This is a genomic window from Ruegeria sp. BHSB058 (assembly GCF_059613285.1).
Genome location: NZ_JBXWSF010000082.1, coordinates 1 through 18,371, shown reverse-complemented (window position 1 = coordinate 18,371; position 18,371 = coordinate 1). Strand labels below are relative to the sequence as shown.

The following is an 18,371-nucleotide window of genomic DNA, read 5'->3' as shown; positions in this document are numbered from 1 at the left end:
ATTGGCGCGGATTTGCCGCGCGAAATCCTGCAGCATCCGGTCGGTGTCGATATCCTGCGCCCGGCCGCAATAGGCGGCAAATGCGACAGTATCGGGATTCAGGATGGGCACGCGCGCAAAGGCGTCGTCCAGCCCGATCGGCTCCAGCCCGAGATCCAGACAGTCGGCATCGAATTGCGTCCTCTGATCGTGCCCGCCAATCAGCATCAGACCGCGCGGGCTCAGGTAACCGCCGTTTGCCGTGGTGTGGTATTCCGTGCTGGCCATGCTCAGGGCGACCACCGGCGGCAGGCCATAATTCGGCTCGAACAGGGCCGCCGACCGGCCTGACGTGTGATAGCCCAGCGCGTCCTCGGCCTCCAGCACGGTGACCGAGCCATGCTCGGACAGCCGCGCACCCGCGCTCAGCCCGGCAATTCCGCCGCCGATCACCAGAAAATCGATCATGCCTGTTCCTCCGTGCGGTCGGTGGCGGGCGGCGGTGTTTGGCTCAGCGCGGTGATCCGCGTGTAAAGTTCGGGTGACATTTCATCCGAAATCGCCGCCAGCGAGGGCGCAAGCTGTTCCGCGCTGCGCGCCGAGATGATCGGCAGCAGGCCCGCCGGATTGGCCGCGACCCACGCTACCGCAAGGGTCGCCGGGTGGGTTCCCAGCTCTGCCGCCAGATCGGCCAGCGCCCGTGCGGTTTCGTACATCCAGCTTTGCCCATACCGCACGGCATACCCCTTGTCTTCGGTCAGCCGCCCCTGACCCGAATTGGCGTATTTGCCGGTCAACAACCCCCCGCCCAGTGGGGAATAGGGCGCAACCGCGATGCCCTGATCGGCGCAGGCGGGCAGGATCTCGACCTCGGCCTGGCGTTTGACCAGATTGTACATCGGCTGCAACAGGTCGATACGCAGATCGAACCCGGCGGCGACGCCCGCGGCCTTCATCACCTGCCATGCGGCAAAGTTGGACAGGCCGATATAGCGGATCTGCCCTTTTCGTTTGAACTCGGCAAAACAGGCCAGTGTCTCGGCCAGATCGGTGCCGGGATCGAAGCGGTGCAGGTACAGCGCATCCACCATGTCGAGGTTCAGCCGCCTGCGGCAGGTGTCGAACTGCGCCCGGATATTGTCGGGCTTTGCACTGTCATAGCCCACCTTGGTCGCGATCATCAGCCTGTCGCGATCCTGCATGATCATCTCACCCAGAAGCGTCTCGGCCTGACCGTCGGTATAGACAAAGGCAGTGTCGAAATGGGTGATGCCCGCGGCGCGGCTGGCCTCATACATCCTGCGGCTTTCGGCGGCGTCCGCGCGCCCGCCAAATTGCATCGTGCCAAAGGCGAACCGGCTGATCGGGGTTCCGTCGGGGGTGGTCAGTCTGGTGGTCATGGCCGGACCATTGCATGCCGGTGCTGGGTGGGAAAGAGCTAAGATTTTTCGCGATAACTTGCCTTTGGTCCATGCGACGTCCCATAGTGCGTAAAAGAACATCTCAGGGGGAGAGGACGTGGACAGTCAAGCACTGCACCCGATCGCAACCGCACATATACCAGGTTACATGCCCGGTCCCGATGGCAGCGATCCGCTTTTCATCGGCGTCGCCGTCGTGACCATCGGACTGATCGTGTTCATCGGGGCGATGTATTTCACGCTGCACTCTCTGCCCGAGCGGATGGCGCATCACGGCAATCACACGCAATTCCAGGTCATCGGCATCCTCGCCCTGATCGCACTGTTCACGCATAACAACATCTTCTGGGTCGCGGCGCTGTTGATCGCGGCATTCCGGATGCCCGATTTCCTGACCCCGTTGCAGTCGATGGCGTCATCGCTCAGCGGCATCCTCAACCGGATACCGGGCGGGGCCGCGGCCGCGCCGGAACAGGCGGAGCCGCAGCCCGAGGCAGAGGAGGGTCAGCGCGATGTTTGAGCTTCTGATCTGTTCGCTTGTCACCATCCTGCCCGATTATCTCTATCGCCGCTATCGCCAGGGCAAGCGCTGGGGGCATGAGATCACCTTCTTCTCGATGTGGTACGAGTTGCGGCATGGCATAACGCTCTGTGCGGTTCTGACCATTTCCCTGATCACGCTGGTGTTTTTCTATCATCCGTCGGCCACCTCCGTGCAGTCTTTCTTTCGCACGGTGACGATCCTGCCCGAAACCGGCGGGCGTGTGTCCGAGGTGCATGTCGAGAACAACCAGTTCGTCGAGGCAGGCACGCTGCTGTTCCGGCTGGACGATGCCAGCCAGCAGGCAGCGGTTGAAACGGCCGGGCGCAAGGTCGAAGAGGTCGAGGCCTCCAAGGTAGTGGCGCAGGCCGATCTTGCCGCCGCCATGGGCTCGGTCGCGCGGGCCGAGGCATCGTTGCAGCAGGCCAATGACGATCTGGCACGCGAGCAGGAACTGCTGGATCGCGGATCGAGCGCTGCGCGGGAAAAAGAGGTCGAGCGTTTCACCAATCTGGTGGATATCCGCGAGGGTGAACTTTCTGCGGCCCGGGCGCAGCAACAGGCGGTCGAGGAAAACATTCGCGTGCTGATCCCGGCGCAGCTGGCCAGCGCAAATGCCGCGCTGGAACAGGCAGAGGCCGAGCTTGCCAAGACATCCGTCTATGCGGGCGTCTCGGGGACGATCGAACAGTTCACGCTGCAAGTGGGCGATTACATCAATCCGATCCTGCGCCCCGCCGGAATTCTGGTGCCCAGGGAATTCATCGACCGCCACCGCTATGTCGCCGGGTTCCCGCAGATCAGCGCCAGCGTGATCAAGCCGGGCATGTATGCGGAAATGGCCTGTCTGGCAAAACCCTTCACGGTCATTCCGATGGTCATTGTCGGGATTCAGGATGTGGTGCCGTCGGGCCAGCTGCGGCCAAGCGATCAACTGGTCGATCCGCAGGATTATCCGCGCCCGGGAACCGTGACCGTATTCATGGAGCCGATCTATGAGGGCCAGGCCGACGGCATACCCGCAGGTTCGACCTGCATGGCCAACGCCTATACCAACAACCACGACATCCTGCACCACGAGGATCTGAGCACCGGGCGCTGGGCATACCTGCATGTGGTCGACACGGTGGGTCTGGTCCACGCGATCCTTCTGCGTATCCAGGTGCTGCTTCTGCCCGTCAAGACGCTGGTGCTGAGCGGGCATTGAAAAAGGCCCGCCGGGTATCGGCGGGCCTTGGTTTTGCGGTCGCTTGGAACGTTACTGCGGAATGTCGCCTTCGATGCCTTCGACATAGAAGTTCATGCCGGCCAGCGTGCCGTCATCGGCGGTCTCGCCCTCGGCCAGCCAGTCGGAGCCGTCCTGCTTCTTCAGCGGGCCGGTGAACGGGTGGTAGGAGCCGTCGGCGATCGAGTCCTTCAGCGCCAGCGCCGAGGCCTTGACTTCGGCCGGAACCGCGTCCGTGATCTCACCGATGCCAACCATGCCTGCGCCGATGCCGTCCCAGGTGTTCACGGTTTCCCAGCTGCCGTCCATCACCGCCTTGGTGCGCGCGATATAGTAGGGCGCCCAGTTGTCGATGATCGAGGAGACACGCGGTTTGGGAGCGTATTCGCTCATGTCCGAGGCCTGGCCAAAGGTGATCACGTTGCCCGCGGCCTGCGCTGCGGCCTGCGGTGCGGTCGAATCGGTGTGCTGCAGGATCACGTCGGCGCCCTGTTCGATCAGCACCTTGGCGGCGTCGGCCTCTTTCGCCGGGTCGAACCAGGTATAGGCCCAGACGATCTTGAACTCGACATCCGGGTTCACCTTCTTGGCGTGGATATAGGCCGAGTTGATGCCCCGGATCACTTCGGGGATCGGGTAGGAGCCGATATAGCCGACGATGTTCGATTGCGTCATGTTGCCCGCAATATGGCCCTGCACCGCGCGGCCTTCATAGAAGCGGGCGGAATAGACCGACACGTTCGGCGCGGTCTTGTACCCGGTGGCGTGTTCGAATTTCACGTTCGGGAATTTCTTGGCCACGTTGATTGTCGGGTCCATGTAGCCGAACGAGGTGGTGAAGATCAGGTCGGCCCCTTCCAGTGCCATCTGGGTCATCACCCGCTCGGCGTCCGGGCCTTCGGGTACCGATTCGACAAATACCGTTTCGACCTTGTCGCCGAACTCGGCTTCGACGGCCTGGCGGCCCTTGTCGTGCTCATAGGTCCAGCCGCCGTCGCCCACCGGGCCGACATAGACGAAACCGACCTTGGTCTTGTCCTGCGCAACGGCGCCGGTCGCCAGACCGATCGCCACTGCGGCTGTTGCCAGAAGTGAAGTGATTTTCATGTGGTTACTCCCCAAGTTGGTTCAGTTGGCCACTCTTAATGAGTGGCGTGGAAGGACCGGCCAAGCGAGGCAGGCGCGCTGCTCTTGTCGGCCGAAAGGATCACAAGCACAAGGATCGTGATGAGATAGGGCGACATTGCCAGATACTCGACCGGGATGGCAACGCCCGCCGCCTGCAGGTTCAGCTGCACCACGGTCACGCCGCCAAACAGATAGGCCCCCAGCAGCACGCGCCACGGTTTCCAGCTGGCAAAGACCACCAGCGCCAGCGCGATCCAGCCGACGCCCGCCGTCATGCCCTCGGTCCACTGCGGCACGCGAATGAGGCTGATATAGGCCCCGCCAAGCCCTGCGCAGGCGCCGCCGAACATGATTGCCAGAATGCGGATCTTGATCACCTTGTAACCCAGCGCATGGGCGGCATCGTGGTTTTCGCCCACCGCGCGCAGGATCAGGCCGACGCGGGTGTATTTCAGCACGTACCAGACCGCCGCGATCAACGCGATGCCGAGATAGAGGATAAGGTCGTGGCTGAACAGAATCGGGCCCACGACCGGCAGATCGCTGAGGACGGGAATGTCCAGCCGCCCCATCTGCGGCGGTTTGATGCCGACATAGGATTGCCCCATAAGCGCGCTCAGGCCCAGACCGAACAGGGTCAGCGCCAGACCGCTGGCCACCTGGTTGGCCAGCGCGATCTGGGTCAGGATCACGAACAGCAGCGACAGGATCGCGCCGCCGATGGCCGCCGCGACAAAGCCCAGCCAGGGCGAGCCGGTTTCGACCGAGATGGCAAAGCCGCAGATCGCGCCGACGATCATCATGCCTTCGACGCCAAGGTTCAGAACCCCCGCTTTTTCCACCACCAGTTCGCCAATGGCGGCCAGCAGCAGCGGGGTGGCGGCGACCATCAGCGAGGCCACCAGCAGGACGGGATTGATTGCAGACAGGTCCATGGATCAGGCCACCTCTTTGCGGGCCGCGCGAACGCGGTAGTTGGTCAGAAGATCAAGCGCCAGCAGGAAGAACAACAGCATCCCCTGGAACACCTGGATCGCGGCGGCTGGCAGGCCCAGGCTGCCCTGGGCGATCTCGCCGCCGATATAGGTCAGCGCCATCAGGCCCCCAGCCAGCAGGATGCCCACCGGATGCAGGCGGCCCAGAAAGGCCACGATGATCGCGGTAAAGCCATAGCCGACGTTGAAGTCGATCGAGATCTGCCCCGATGGGCCGGCCACCTCGAACAGTCCGGCAAGCCCAGCCAGCGCCCCCGACATTCCAAGGCAGAACAGGATCAGCCGCGCCGGGTTGACACCTGCGAATTTCGCGGCGCGCGGCGCTTCGCCGGTCAGCCGGATGTGGAACCCGGTCATGTGACGGTTCAGCAGCACATAGGCAAAGATCACCGCGACAAAGGCCGCGACCACACCCCAGTGCATGCCCGATCCGGCAAAGATCTCGGCGTTATGCGCGCTGGCATAGGATTGCAGGTTGCGCGAGCCGGGAAAGCCGAACCCTTCGGGGTTCTTCAACAGCCCCAGCGAGACCGAGGCCAGCATCTGTTCGGCCACATAGACCAGCATCAGCGAGACGAGGATCTCGTTGGTGCCGAAACGCACCTTCAGAAAGGCCGGGATCATCGCCCAGAGCCAGCCGCCGAATGCGCCGGCGATCACCATGATCGGAAAGATGTAAAAGGCCTCCATCGGGTAAAAGGCCAGCCCCGCACCGGCGCCGAAAATGGCGCCCATGATGTATTGGCCTTCGGCCCCGATGTTCCAGATGCCGGCGCGAAATCCCAGCGAAAGGCCGATGGCGATCAGCACCAGCGGCGCACCCTTCACCAGCAGTTGCGGGCGATAGAAGAACGCGAACTCGCCAAACAGCGGATCCCAAAAAATGGTCTTGATCGCCTCGACCGGGTTTTTGCCCAACGCGGCGAACAGCAGCCCGCCGAACACCATTGTCGCCAGCACCGCAACCAGCGGCGTCGCCATCGACCAGGCCTGTGACGGCTGCGGCCGTTTCTCCAGCACGATCATCTGCTCATCCCCCCATTGATTTCATCTTTTTGAAAATACGCCCGCCAGCGGCGGCTGAATCTCTCAGACATGGGCCACCTCCATGCCATGGGCGCCGCCCATCATCAGGCCGATTTCGTCCACCGTCAGGCCCGCGGTGGTGCGCGGCGCGCTCAGGCGGCCCTCGTTCAGGGCGGCAAAGCTGTCCGATATTTCCATCAGCTCATCCAGGTCCTGACTGATGCAGACCACCGCGGCCCCCTTGGCCGCCAGATCCAGGATCGCCTGCCGGATCGCCGCCGCGGCGGCGGCATCGACGCCCCAGGTCGGCTGGTTGACCACCAGCACCTCGGGGTTTTGCAGCACTTCGCGGCCAATCACGAATTTCTGCAGGTTGCCGCCCGACAGCGACCGGGCCGCATTGTCAGGCCCCGGAGTGCGCACGTCGAACTCCTTGATGATCTTCTCGGCAAAGCTCTGGGTTTCCGCCCATTTCAGAAAACCGTTGCTTTCCAGCCCTTCGCGCACCGATCCGGTGAGCAGGGCATTCTCTGTCAGGCTCATGTTGGGCGCCGCCGCATGGCCAAGACGCTCTTCAGGCGCCGTCAGCAGACCCAGCTTGCGCCTTGCGGTCGGCCCCAGCCTGCCGATCGGCTGACCGGCCATTTTCACCGCATCGGCGGCCGTCAGGATTTCGCCCGACAGAACGGCAAGCAATTCGTCCTGCCCGTTGCCGGCAACCCCGCCGATACCCAGAACCTCGCCCTTGTGCACCGTCATGTGCAGGTTTTTCAGTGCGGTTCCGAATTCGGTGGGCGAGGGCACGCTCAGCCCGCTGATATCCAGCGCCACCTCGCCGAACTCGCGCCCGGACCGTTCCGGCGTCTGCAGGGCCGTGCCGACCATCATTTCCGCCATGTCGCGGGCCGAGGTATCCTTTGGCACGCATTCGCCCACATTCTTGCCCAGCCGCAGAATGGTGGCGTGGTCACACAGCGTGCGGATCTCTTCCAGCTTGTGCGAGATATAGAGGATCGAGGTGCCCTCCGAGCGCAGCTTTTGCAGCGTCTCGAACAGGATGTCGACCTCCTGCGGTGTCAGCACCGACGTGGGTTCGTCCATGATCAGCAGCTTGGGGTCCTGCAACAGGCACCGGATGATCTCGACCCGCTGGCGTTCGCCCGCCGACAAGTCACCAACCGTCCGGTACGGGTCCAGCGGCAGGCCATAGGTTTCCGACACCTCGCGGATACGCGAGGCCAGATCGCTCATCTGCGGCGGGTTCTCCATCCCCAGCGCGATGTTTTCCGCCACATTCAGCGCATCGAACAGCGAGAAATGCTGGAATACCATCGCGATCCCGTCGGCGCGCGCCGCGCGCGGTTCGGGCGGGGCATAGGTCTGCCCGCGCAACAGCATGGTGCCGCTGTCGGGCTTCACCAGCCCATAGATCATTTTCACCAGCGTGGATTTCCCCGCGCCGTTTTCCCCCAGCAGCGCGTGCACCTCGCCCTCGCCGATATCGAACGAGACGTTGTCGTTGGCCACGACGCCGGGATAGGCCTTGGTCAGCCCCTGCAATCTCAAAAGTGGTGTGGTCACGCGCTCAGATCCTTCTTCAAGTCGTTCTGCATTGCGGGGCGCAGCATTCGTGCCGCCACACCCACCGCGATCATCTGCGGATGTTTGCCCAAGGCGGGATCGCCAATCGGGCAGGTGATCCGGCCGATCCGCTCGGGCGCATGGCCCAGCGCGGCAAGCCGCGATCTGAACCGCGCCCACTTGGTAGCCGAACCAATCAGCCCGGCAAAGCGGAAATCGTGCAAAAGCAAACGGTTGCACAGCTCCAGGTCCAGATTGTGCGAATAAGTCAACACCAGATGCTCGGCGTCGCGCGGTGCATGGCGCACCAGCTCCGCCGGCTTGGCCACTGGTACCGCCGTCACCCCTGCGGGGATCGCTTCGGGAAACCGCTCCGGCCCGGTATCGACCCAGGTGATTGCCAGATCGGGCAGTGGCGACAATACGTCGACCAGCGCCCGGCCCACATGGCCCGCACCCCAGATCCACAGCTTGCGCGCGCGCTGGTGCACCGGCTCGATCATCCAGCCGTCGACCAGTTGCGGTTCGGGCCGAAGGCCCTGACCGCGTGCCTTTGCCAGCACGCGCTTGACCGCCAGCGGCATGGCGCTGCCACCGGGCGTTCGCGCGATCACCGTCTCCTCCAGCCGGTCCACCGCCGTCAGGTCATAAACCTCGCTCAGCAGGGTGACCGCACCGCCGCAGCATTGCCCGAGGTCGGGGCCCAGCGCATGCTGGCTCAGCCTTGCGGGGCTTTGCTGCCCGCGCGCCGCTTCGGCCGCCTGAAACTCCAGCGTTCCGCCGCCGATGGTGCCCGACTGGCCACCGTCCCAGACCAGCATCGCGGCCCCCACCTCGCGGGGCGATGATCCCCGGATGGCGGCAATGACCACCCGCACCACGCGCCCGTGGATCTTGACCGCCTCCCTCAAAGCCTCCCGATCAAATCCCATCGCGTACCCTCCTGATGCCGCGCCAGATCTCTTCCGCCGTGGCGGGCGCGTCCAGCGCCGGGTAAGCCTTGCCACAGGCCGCCACCGCGTTCGACAGCGCCAGCCAGGCCGAGATGCCCAGCATGAAGGGCGGTTCGCCCACCGCTTTCGAGCGATAGATCGTGTCCTCGCGGTTTTGTCCGTCCCAAAGCGACACGTTGAAAATGTCGGGCCGGTCCGAACAGGCCGGGATCTTGTAGGTCGAGGGCGCATGCGTGGTCAGCCGCCCCTTGCCGTCCCAGACCAGTTCTTCGGTGGTCAGCCAGCCCGCGCCCTGCACGTAACCGCCCTCGACCTGTCCCTTGTCCAGCGCCGGGTTCAGCGAGGCGCCTGCATCATGCAGGATATCGGTGCGCAGAATGCGGTTTTCACCGGTCAGCGTGTCCACCGCCACTTCGGTAATGGCCGCGCCATAGGCGAAGTAATAGAATGGCCGCCCATGGCCCTTGATCCGGTCCCATTCGATCTTGGGGGTCTTGTAGAACCCGGTCGCCGACAGGCTGATCCGGCCCTGATAGGCCAGCGCCGCCGCCTCGGCAAAGGTATAGCGGGCCTCGCCCACCTCGACATGGCCATCGCCAAAGCGCACCGATTGCGGATCGGCCTGATGCCGCTCGGCCAGGAAATCGGCCATCCGGTCGCGGATCGTGTCACAGGCCGCCTTGACCGCCATGCCATTCAGGTCGCTGCCCGACGAGGCCGCCGTGGCCGAAGTATTCGGCACCTTGGCGGTGTCGGTCGCGGTGATCTTGATCGCCTCCAGCGGAATGCCGAACCGGCTGGCCGCCACCTGCGCCACCTTCTGGAACAGGCCCTGTCCCATCTCGGTGCCGCCATGGTTCAGATGCACCGAGCCGTCCTGATAGACATGCACCAGCGCGCCGGCCTGATTCAGGTGCGTCAGCGTGAACGAAATCCCGAATTTCACCGGCGAAAAGGCGATGCCTTTCTTGACCACCCGGTTCTCGGCGTTCCATTTCTCCACCGCCGCCTTGCGCGCGGCATAATCCGACGAGACCAGCAGCGCCTCGGTCATTTCATGCAGCTCGAAATCCTCGACCTCCATCCCGTATGGCGTGGTGTTCTTCATCTTTTCCGAAATGCTCCGGGAGCCAGCGCCCCCCTGCGACGGCGCGGCATAGTAATTCCGCCGCCGCAGCTCGACCGGGTCGATCCCCAGCGCGTGTGCGGCGTGGTCCATCACCCGCTCGATCGCGACCATTCCCTGTGGCCCGCCAAACCCGCGATAGGCGGTGGCGGACTGGGTGTTGGTCTTCAGCCGGTGGCTTTCGATCCGCGCATTCGGCAGCAGATAGGCATTGTCCGAATGCAGCATCGCCCGGTCGGCAACCGGCAGCGACAGGTCCTGCGCCCAGCCACAGATCGCGTATTGCAGGAACGAGACCCCCTGTATGTGACCTTCTGCGTCAAAGCCCGCCCGATACGAAATGCGAAAGGCGTGGCGCTTGCCGGTGATGACCATGTCGTCATCACGGTCATAGCGCATCTTGCAGGCGCGGCCGGTGGCGCGCGCCGCGATGGCGCAGGCCACGGCCAGCGCGTTGCCCTGGCTTTCCTTGCCGCCGAAACCGCCGCCCATGCGGCGGGTCTCGACGCGCACGCCATGCATCGGCACGCCCAGGGCCTCGGCCACCTTGTGCTGAATCTCGGTCGGGTGCTGGGTCGAACTGTGCACCAGCATGTCACCGCCCTCGTTCGGCACCGCCAGCGCGGCCTGACCTTCCAGATAGAAATGCTCCTGTCCGCCCATCTCGAACGTGTCTTCGATGACATGGGCCGCGGTGGCGATGGCGGCCTCGGCATCGCCCTTGGCATAGATGCGCGGCCCTTCTTCGAAGCGGCTGTCGGCGGCCAGTGCCTCTTCGACGGTCAGAATCGGGGTGTCCTCGGCATATTCGACCTTGCCCAGCCGCACCGCCTTGCGTGCCGCCAGATGGCTGGTGGCCACCACCAGAAACACCGGCTGGCCGACATAGTTCACGCTGCCGTCCGACAGCAGCGGCTCGTCATGGATCGAGGGCGAGACATCGTTGGCAAAGGGCAGGTCATCCGCCGTCATCACCAGAACGACGCCTGTGGCCGCACGCACCGCCGACAGGTCCATCGACGTGATGCTGCCCTTGGCAATCGGGCTTTGGCCAAAGGCCAGATGCAGCGTGCCTTTGGGCGTCGGGATGTCATCGACATACCGCGCGGTGCCCGCCACATGCAGGGGCGCCGCGTCATGGGGAAGCGGTTTGGTCACGCTCATGCCGTCACCTCCAATACGTTGGTCACTTCGCCCTGATCCTCGGCGAAATAGCGCTCCAGCATCGCGCGCGCGGTTTCCAGCCGGTATTCGGCCGAGGCGCGCATGTCCGTAAGCGGTGTGAAATCGTCGTCAAAGGCGGGCAGGGCGTCCCTGACGGTCGTTTCCGTCCACGGCTTGCCGGTCAGTGCCGCCTCGACGGCGCTGGCGCGTTTCGGGATGCCCGCCATGCCGCCAAAGGCGATGCGCGCGCCGGTTACCACGCCGTCCGAGACGGTGATGTTGAAACAGCCGCACACGGCCGAGATATCCTGATCGAACCGCTTGCTCAGCTTGTAGCATTTCAGCCGGTCCGCCTGACGGGCAAAACTGACGGCCTCGACAAACTCGCCTTTGGCCCGGTCCTGCTTGCCATAGTCGATAAAGAACTCTTCCAGCGGCAGGTCGCGGCGGGTATCGCCCTTGCGCAGATGCAGCGTGGCCCCCAGCGCGATCAGCGCCGGTGGGTTGTCACCGATGGGCGAGCCATTGGCGATATTGCCGCCCACGGTGGCGGCATGGCGCACCTGCACGCTGGCATAGCGGCGGATCATCTCGGCATAAGACGGATGCAGCCCGGCAATCGCCGCGCCCATCCGGTTCATGTCCACCATCGCGCCAAAACGCACCTGCGTATCGGTGATCTCGATTCGTTTCAGGTCGTCGCAGCCCGCCAGAAAGATCACCGGGTCCAGATCGCGCAACTGCTTGGTCACCCACAGGCCCACATCGGTCGCGCCTGCGACCAGAACCGCGTCAGGGTTGGCGGCATAGACCTCGGCCAGTTCGTCCGATGACCGGGGCATCATCGGCGAGGTGGCCTTGGTCGCAACCGGTTTGTCCTTGACCCAGACCGGCACCGGCTGGGCCTCGATCGCTTCCGCGGCGCGGATGATCGGGGCATAGCCGGTGCAGCGGCACAGGTTTCCGGCCAGCTGGGTGTCGTGATCGGTGGCGCCCTCGGCGTGGCTGGCGACCATCGACATCACGAAGCCGGGCGTGCAGAACCCGCATTGCGAGCCGTGATGCTCGACCATGGCCGCCTGCGCCGGGTGCATCTGGCCATCCGGGCCGCAGGCCCCCTCGACCGTGCGCACCGCCTTGCCGTGCAGCTGCGGCAGAAACAGGATGCACGAGTTCAGCGCCTTGGCGCCATCCTCGTCCGTGACCATGACGGTGCAGGCGCCGCAATCGCCTTCGTTGCAGCCCTCCTTGGTGCCGGTCAGCCCGCGTTCCTCGCGCAGCCAGTCCAGCAGAGTTGCGGTTGGCGAAATATCCGCCAACTCCACAGTCTCTCCGTTCAGAAGAAACGTGATCTTCATGAGTGAAACCCGTCGCCTTACCCCGTTGGCCCCAGTTGCCCTCCTTCGATGCGACGTAGAAAGAGGTGCGGGCTTATCGTCTTGTCTCAGGTTAGAAACAGCAGGTGCGATCTGGCAAGAAAAACCAATCGTCGGGACAGGCGGCGCACAGGGCCAGCGTCATTTTGTCCTGCCGATTTTTGACATAAGTCAATGAATGTAGAAGAAATTCCTGCAACATGCCCTGCTCGGCCTCGAAACACCTTCTGGATTTTCCGAATAATCAGGTTTCGTTTTTTGGGCATCGGGTGGTAGTCAGCCGATTGTCTGCGCCCGAGTCAAATCAGCGAAAACAGGCGCTGCACGCCGATGCAGATTGCCAAAACCCCCACCGCAATCGTCAGCGGGCGTTTGGGCGCCACGGCTGCCAGGCGTCCACCGACCAAAGCGGCAGGAACGCCCCCGGCCACCAGCCCGGCAACCGGGAAAAGCACGTCTTGCAGGTCGCGCCCTCCGCCCCATTGGCCCAGCTTGAACGTGGTCATCAGAACCGCAAATACGGTGATGCTGACCGCCAGCTCGGCCACCGCAGACGATCCGATGGCCCGCCGAGGTTCATGCCCCGAACCGATCAGCGCGCTTGTCACGACCGGTCCCCAGCTGCCGCCAATTCCTTCGATCAGCCCGCCGGTCGCTCCGACTGCCGTGACCCGCCCTGACGCCAGAAATCCTGGCGACCGGCCCGAAAGGCCCCGCCACAGGATCAGACTGCCAATCAGCAATAGGTATGACGAGATGAAGATCGTCAGCACCGGCCGTTTCAACTCGCCCAGGATCAGCGCCCCGACAATGCCACCCAGAATGCCGGCCACAGCCAGCCGGACAACCAGTTTGCGATCGATGTTTCCGTTCAGCGTGTGCGACACGCCCGACGCGACACCTGTCGGAATCTTGGCTGCGTTCACGCTCGCCGAAACCAGCGGCGGCGGCACGCCCTGCGCCAGCAGAACCGATGATGAGATGATACCGAAACCCATGCCCAGAGCGCTGTCGGCAAGCTGTGCAAAAAAGCCCACAAATGCGAAAGTCAGGAACAGGTCCACCGCGACTCGCTGGAAAAGAGCCAAATCTCCGAATCGTTATTCCTGCGCGCAGGAAACTGCAATTTGCATTTTGAAGCTCAGGCGCGACTTGAGTGATGGAAGCCGTGACCATGATCGCCTATCGTGACGCCATGAGCAGCACCCCCCGATTCATCCATCTTCGCGTTCACACCGAATATTCCCTTCTGGAAGGGGCAATGCGGCTGAAAAAGCTGCCCGGCCTGTGCGAAAAGATGGACATGCCCGCCGTCGCGGTGACCGATACCAACAGCATGTTTTCGGCGCTGGAGTTCTCCGTCGCCGCCAGCGGCGCGGGCATTCAGCCGATCATCGGCTGTCAGGTGGATCTGACCTATGTGCAGGCGCAGCCGGGCGAAAAGCCGAAATCCCCCGCGCCAGTGGTGCTGCTGGCCCAGTCAGAGGCCGGGTATGAAAACCTGATGAAGCTCAGCTCCTGCCTTTATGTGGACAACGGCGGGCAACTGCCGCAGGTCACTCTGGATGAGCTGGAACGCCACGCGGACGGGCTGATCTGCCTGACCGGCGGGCCGGGCGGCCCGGTTGGGCGGCTGTTGCAACAGGGCCAGCGCCCGGCCGCCGAGGCGCTGGTGGACAGGCTGGCCGCGATGTACCCCGACCGGCTCTATGTCGAGCTGCAACGCCATCCGGGCGAAGACGGACAGCCCGAGGCGGAACGCCTGACCGAACGCGGCCATGTCGAAATGGCCTATTCCAGAAACCTGCCGCTGGTTGCCACCAACGACGTCTTTTTTCCGACCCCCGACATGTACGAGGCGCATGACGCGCTGATCTGTATCGCCGAGGGGGCCTATGTCGACCAGCAGGAAGGCCGCCGCCGCCTGACCGCGCAGCACTATTTCAAATCGCAACAGGAAATGATCACCCTGTTTGCCGATTTGCCCGAGGCGGTCGAGAACACCGTCGAAATCGCGAAACGCTGCGCCTTCATGGCCTATCGCCGCGACCCGATTCTGCCCAAATTCGCAGATGACGAGGTGCAGGAACTGCGGCGTCAGGCCAACGAGGGCCTGCAACAGCGCCTCGCGGTCATTCCCCATGCTGTTACGCCCGAGGAATATCAGGAACGGCTGGATTTCGAACTGGGCATCATCGAGGGCATGGGCTTTCCCGGTTATTTCCTGATCGTTGCCGATTTCATCAAATGGGCCAAGGATCATGACATTCCCGTCGGCCCCGGCCGGGGCTCGGGCGCGGGTTCGCTGGTGGCCTATGCGCTGACCATCACCGACCTCGATCCGCTGCGCTATTCGCTCCTGTTCGAACGCTTCCTGAACCCCGAGCGGGTCAGCATGCCGGACTTCGACATCGACTTCTGCATGGACCGCCGCGAAGAGGTAATCCGCTACGTGCAGGGCAAATACGGGCGCGACAAGGTGGGCCAGATCATCACCTTTGGTGCGTTGCTGTCCAAGGCCGCCGTGCGCGACATCGGGCGGGTGCTGCAGATGCCTTATGGCCAGGTGGACCGGCTGTCCAAGATGATCCCGGTCGAAGGCGTCAAGCCCGTTTCGATCGAAAAGGCGCTGAAAGACGAACCGCGGCTGCGCGAAGAGGCCCGCAACGAAGAGGTGGTGGAGCGCCTGCTCAATTACGGCCAGCAGGTCGAGGGGCTGTTGCGCAACGCCTCGACCCACGCCGCCGGTGTGGTGATCGGCGACCGGCCATTGGACGCGCTGGTGCCACTCTATCAGGACCCGCGCTCGGACATGCCCGCGACCCAGTTCAACATGAAATGGGTGGAACAGGCCGGTCTGGTGAAATTCGACTTTCTGGGTCTCAAGACGCTCACCGTGATCCAGAACGCCGTTGACCTGATCCGAAAGTCGGGCCGCGACCTGCACGTGGCCGCCGACGGCACGCAGCTTTACGACCCGCCCGAAGGCGCGGTGAACGAGATCAACGCCATCCCGCTGGATGACGAGGCGACCTACAAGCTCTATTCGGCGGCAAAGACGGTTGCGGTGTTTCAGGTGGAAAGCTCGGGCATGATGGATGCGCTCAAGCGCATGAAACCCACCTGTATCGAGGATATCGTGGCCCTCGTGGCGCTCTATCGCCCCGGCCCGATGGAGAACATCCCCACCTATTGCGAAGTCAAGAACGGCTTGCGCGAGATCACATCCGTCCACCCCCTGATCGACCACATCCTCGAAGAAACCCAGGGCATCATCGTCTATCAGGAACAGGTGATGCAGATCGCACAGGTGATGGCGGGCTATTCGCTCGGCGGCGCCGACCTGCTGCGCCGCGCCATGGGCAAGAAGATCAAAGAGGCGATGGACGCCGAACGCCCGAAATTCGAAAAGGGCGCGGCAGAAAACGGGGTCGACAAGAAAAAGGCCTCCGAGGTTTTCGACCTGCTGGAAAAATTCGCCAACTACGGCTTCAACAAGTCTCACGCCGCCGCCTATGCGGTGGTCAGCTACCAGACCGGCTGGCTCAAGGCCAATCACCCGGTCGAGTTCATGGCCGGTGTCATGAACTGCGACATCCACCTGACCGACAAGCTGGGCGTCTATTTCGAAGAGGTCCGCAAGGGGCTGGGCCTGCCTTATGTGCCGCCCTGCGTGAACCGGTCGCTGGCAACATTCGACGTGGTGAATGGCGAACTGGTCTATGCGCTGGGCGCGCTCAAGAACGTGGGCGTCGAGGCGATGAACCTTGTGGTACAGGGGCGGGGCGACAAGCCTTTTGTCAACCTCTTCGACGTCGCCCGCCGGGTCGATCTGAAAAAGGTCGGCAAGCGGCCCTTGGAAATGCTCGCCCGCGCCGGGGCCTTTGACCAGCTCGACCCCAACCGCCGCCGCGTCTTCGACAGTCTCGAGGCGCTGGTGCAATACTCGGCCGCGATTCACGAGCAGAAGAACTCGAACCAGGTGTCGCTGTTTGGCGAGGCCGGCGACGACCTGCCCGAACCGCGCCTCAGCCAGACCCCCGACTGGCTGCCCGCCGAGCGGCTGAGCGAGGAATTCAAGGCCATCGGCTTCTACCTTTCCGGACACCCGCTGGACGATTACATGCCGTCGCTCAAGCGCAAGCAGGTGATGACGCTGGACGAGGTGACGGAAAAGGCCCGTTCCGGCCCGCTGATCGCCAAGATGGCCGGTGTCGTGGCCGGTCGGCAGGAGCGCAAATCCGCCCGCGGCAACCGTTTTGCCTTTGCCCAGCTTTCCGACCCCACAGGTGCCTACGAGGTCACGCTGTTCTCGGAAACGCTGGAGAAAAGCCGCGAGTTTCTGGAAACCGGCGCCCATGTGGTGCTGACCGCCGAAGCGACGATGGAGGCGGACCAGCTGAAACTTCTGGGCCGCTCCGTCGGCCCCATCGACGCCGCCGTGGCCGAGGCCGGTGCAACCGGCCTGCGCATCTTCGTGGACGAGGTTCAGGCCCTGCCCGTCGTCGCCCGGGTGTTGGAAGATGCGGCATCAGCGGCGCGCGGGGCCTCAAAGGGGCCGATCCAGCTCTGCCTGCTGGCCCCCGGCCTGCCCGGCGATGTCGAGATGGATCTGGGTCAGGATTTCCCGATCACCCCCCAGATCAAGGGCGCGATCAAATCGCTTGAAGGGGTCATCGACGTCGAGGAACTCTAGCCATCCCACCCCTTTGTGGAAATCCGGTTTGGACAGGGACATCTGTTCAAGCTACCATGGACAAAGAAGGATTTTCGTAGGGGAGGACGGGATGACCGATCTCAGACATTACAGAACCCTGTGCGCGGCCCTTGCCGCCGCACTGTTCCTCGCGCTGCCACACATGGCCGAGGCCGACAAGAAAACGGACAACGCGGTCAAGGGCGCGCTGATTGGTGCCGGTGTCGGCGCTCTGGTCGGTGACAGCAAGGGCGCTGCCGCCGGCGCCGTGGTCGGGGCCATCATCGGCGCCAACAAGGATTGACGAGTTACACGGGCCGAACCACCGGTTCCGAGTTCAGGAGGTTGCCTGCCATGCACGGGAAATGGATTTTCAACGGGGCTGCACTATTGACGATCATCGCCACGCCCCTTCTGGCCGATGCCGAAGCCGAACAGATGGTAGAGGACGCGATGCCGGTCATGTATCACACCTGCGCCAGCGTCATCGAAGAGGCGGACGGCGATGATGAATACGTCGTCGAGGTGGTCCGGAAAATGGCCGCGCTGTCACTTTATAACCGCGAGGTGAATATCGAGGACCACGCCGCCACGGACGCCGAAAAGGCGGCTCTTCGCCAGACCTTCATCGACGCTTTGCGGGCAGGGTGCGAAGGCGATCAAGACGCCCTTCTCGCCGGTGTGGTCGATGACGCGGTGAAATCCTCGTTGGGCCTGTGATCCGGTAATGCCCTGAATTTTCTGGCGTACGGCCCGAGAAATCTCGATTGCGCACAGACAGGTCTCAATCTGGACAACATCCTGAGCGATAGGCAGCTTTGAGGCTGACTACTTATGGGTGCAAAGCATGTTTCGATTGATTTACAGGCAACGTCGCCGGTTGCTGTTTGGGACGTTCTTTCTGATGACCACCGGAGTCATTCAATTCTCAAACGAGTATCCGGGTCAATTTGATGAAATGGCGTCTGTCAGTGGCCCGGCGATAGCGTGGCTGGCAATGGGGTTGACCTTGCTTTTAGCAAGCGGGGTCGTTTTTGCAGGGCTTGCACTCTTCATCCTGATATTCCGCCGCATGCGCATGATGGTCGAAATCGTGCCATTTTGGCTTGTTTTCAATGAAACGTTCAATCCGGCGCAATCGATGGTGGATCTTTTTGAAC

General features: G+C 63.2%; 16 protein-coding genes. 6 read left to right on the top strand and 10 right to left on the bottom strand.

Annotation, left to right across the window (positions count from 1 at the left end):
* Together AC2FNB_RS17195 and AC2FNB_RS17190 are read right to left on the bottom strand one after the other, a co-directional pair.
* On the bottom strand, positions 1 to 447 hold a 447-nt coding region (locus tag AC2FNB_RS17195), incomplete at its 3' end, for an NAD(P)/FAD-dependent oxidoreductase (RefSeq protein WP_496748167.1).
* Positions 444 to 1,379 carry an aldo/keto reductase gene (locus tag AC2FNB_RS17190; RefSeq protein ID WP_496748165.1) on the bottom strand — a complete coding sequence of 312 codons (936 nt, stop codon included), beginning with the start codon at positions 1,377 to 1,379 and terminating at the stop codon, positions 444 to 446. The genes AC2FNB_RS17190 and AC2FNB_RS17195, both read right to left, overlap by 4 nt.
* A gap of 118 nt (positions 1,380 to 1,497) precedes the next feature.
* On the opposite strand from AC2FNB_RS17190, the gene AC2FNB_RS17185 reads away from it, so the two are divergent.
* Both AC2FNB_RS17185 and AC2FNB_RS17180 read left to right on the top strand, forming a co-directional pair.
* Entirely contained in the window at positions 1,498 to 1,920 is a 423-nt protein-coding gene (locus AC2FNB_RS17185) for a hypothetical protein (protein WP_496748163.1), read from the top strand.
* Entirely contained in the window at positions 1,913 to 3,148 is a 1,236-nt protein-coding gene (locus tag AC2FNB_RS17180) for an HlyD family secretion protein (protein WP_496748161.1), read from the top strand. Before AC2FNB_RS17185 ends, AC2FNB_RS17180 begins: the two co-directional genes overlap by 8 nt.
* 51 nt (positions 3,149 to 3,199) lie before the next feature.
* Here the strand turns inward: AC2FNB_RS17180 and AC2FNB_RS17175 are convergent, their stop codons facing one another.
* From AC2FNB_RS17175 to AC2FNB_RS17140, 8 genes are all read right to left on the bottom strand, one after another.
* On the bottom strand, positions 3,200 to 4,273 hold the full coding sequence (locus AC2FNB_RS17175) for a BMP family ABC transporter substrate-binding protein (RefSeq protein ID WP_480747798.1): 1,074 nt from the start codon (positions 4,271 to 4,273) through the stop codon (positions 3,200 to 3,202).
* A 35-nt stretch (positions 4,274 to 4,308) separates the two neighbouring features.
* Complete coding sequence (locus tag AC2FNB_RS17170) at positions 4,309 to 5,229, bottom strand: ABC transporter permease (RefSeq protein WP_480747797.1); 921 nt, start codon at positions 5,227 to 5,229, stop codon at positions 4,309 to 4,311.
* 3 nt (positions 5,230 to 5,232) lie between these two features.
* A complete protein-coding gene (locus tag AC2FNB_RS17165) occupies positions 5,233 to 6,315 on the bottom strand; it encodes an ABC transporter permease (RefSeq protein WP_496748158.1) in 1,083 nt (360 codons plus the stop codon).
* Positions 6,316 to 6,378: 63 nt separating this feature from the next.
* Positions 6,379 to 7,896, bottom strand: a complete 1,518-nt coding sequence (locus AC2FNB_RS17160) for an ABC transporter ATP-binding protein (RefSeq protein ID WP_480747795.1) — start codon at positions 7,894 to 7,896, stop codon at positions 6,379 to 6,381.
* On the bottom strand, positions 7,893 to 8,828 hold the full coding sequence (xdhC, locus tag AC2FNB_RS17155; protein ID WP_496748156.1) for a xanthine dehydrogenase accessory protein XdhC: 936 nt from the start codon (positions 8,826 to 8,828) through the stop codon (positions 7,893 to 7,895). Before xdhC ends, AC2FNB_RS17160 begins: the two co-directional genes overlap by 4 nt.
* On the bottom strand, positions 8,818 to 11,139 hold the full coding sequence (gene xdhB / locus AC2FNB_RS17150) for a xanthine dehydrogenase molybdopterin binding subunit (RefSeq protein ID WP_496748154.1): 2,322 nt from the start codon (positions 11,137 to 11,139) through the stop codon (positions 8,818 to 8,820). The genes xdhC and xdhB overlap by 11 nt, the downstream gene beginning before the upstream one ends.
* A complete protein-coding gene (gene xdhA / locus AC2FNB_RS17145; protein WP_496748152.1) occupies positions 11,136 to 12,497 on the bottom strand; it encodes a xanthine dehydrogenase small subunit in 1,362 nt (453 codons plus the stop codon). The genes xdhB and xdhA overlap by 4 nt, the downstream gene beginning before the upstream one ends.
* Before the next feature lie 317 nt (positions 12,498 to 12,814).
* Positions 12,815 to 13,603, bottom strand: a complete 789-nt coding sequence (locus tag AC2FNB_RS17140; RefSeq protein ID WP_480747791.1) for a sulfite exporter TauE/SafE family protein — start codon at positions 13,601 to 13,603, stop codon at positions 12,815 to 12,817.
* 107 nt (positions 13,604 to 13,710) lie between these two features.
* Between AC2FNB_RS17140 and dnaE the strand changes: the two genes are divergently transcribed.
* The 4 genes from dnaE to AC2FNB_RS17120 all read left to right on the top strand — a co-directional run.
* The gene (gene dnaE, locus AC2FNB_RS17135; RefSeq protein ID WP_496748169.1) at positions 13,711 to 17,211 is read left to right on the top strand and encodes a DNA polymerase III subunit alpha; all 3,501 of its coding nucleotides are present in this window, start codon (positions 13,711 to 13,713) and stop codon (positions 17,209 to 17,211) included.
* Positions 17,212 to 17,302: 91 nt separating this feature from the next.
* The gene (locus AC2FNB_RS17130; protein ID WP_480747790.1) at positions 17,303 to 17,515 is read left to right on the top strand and encodes a YMGG-like glycine zipper-containing protein; all 213 of its coding nucleotides are present in this window, start codon (positions 17,303 to 17,305) and stop codon (positions 17,513 to 17,515) included.
* 50 nt (positions 17,516 to 17,565) lie between these two features.
* Positions 17,566 to 17,931 (top strand): hypothetical protein, encoded by a 366-nt coding sequence (locus tag AC2FNB_RS17125; protein WP_496748150.1) that lies wholly within the window; start codon positions 17,566 to 17,568, stop codon positions 17,929 to 17,931.
* A 127-nt stretch (positions 17,932 to 18,058) separates the two neighbouring features.
* Positions 18,059 to 18,371, top strand: a 313-nt coding sequence (locus AC2FNB_RS17120; RefSeq protein ID WP_496748148.1) for a hypothetical protein, incomplete at its 3' end; no start/stop codon positions are given.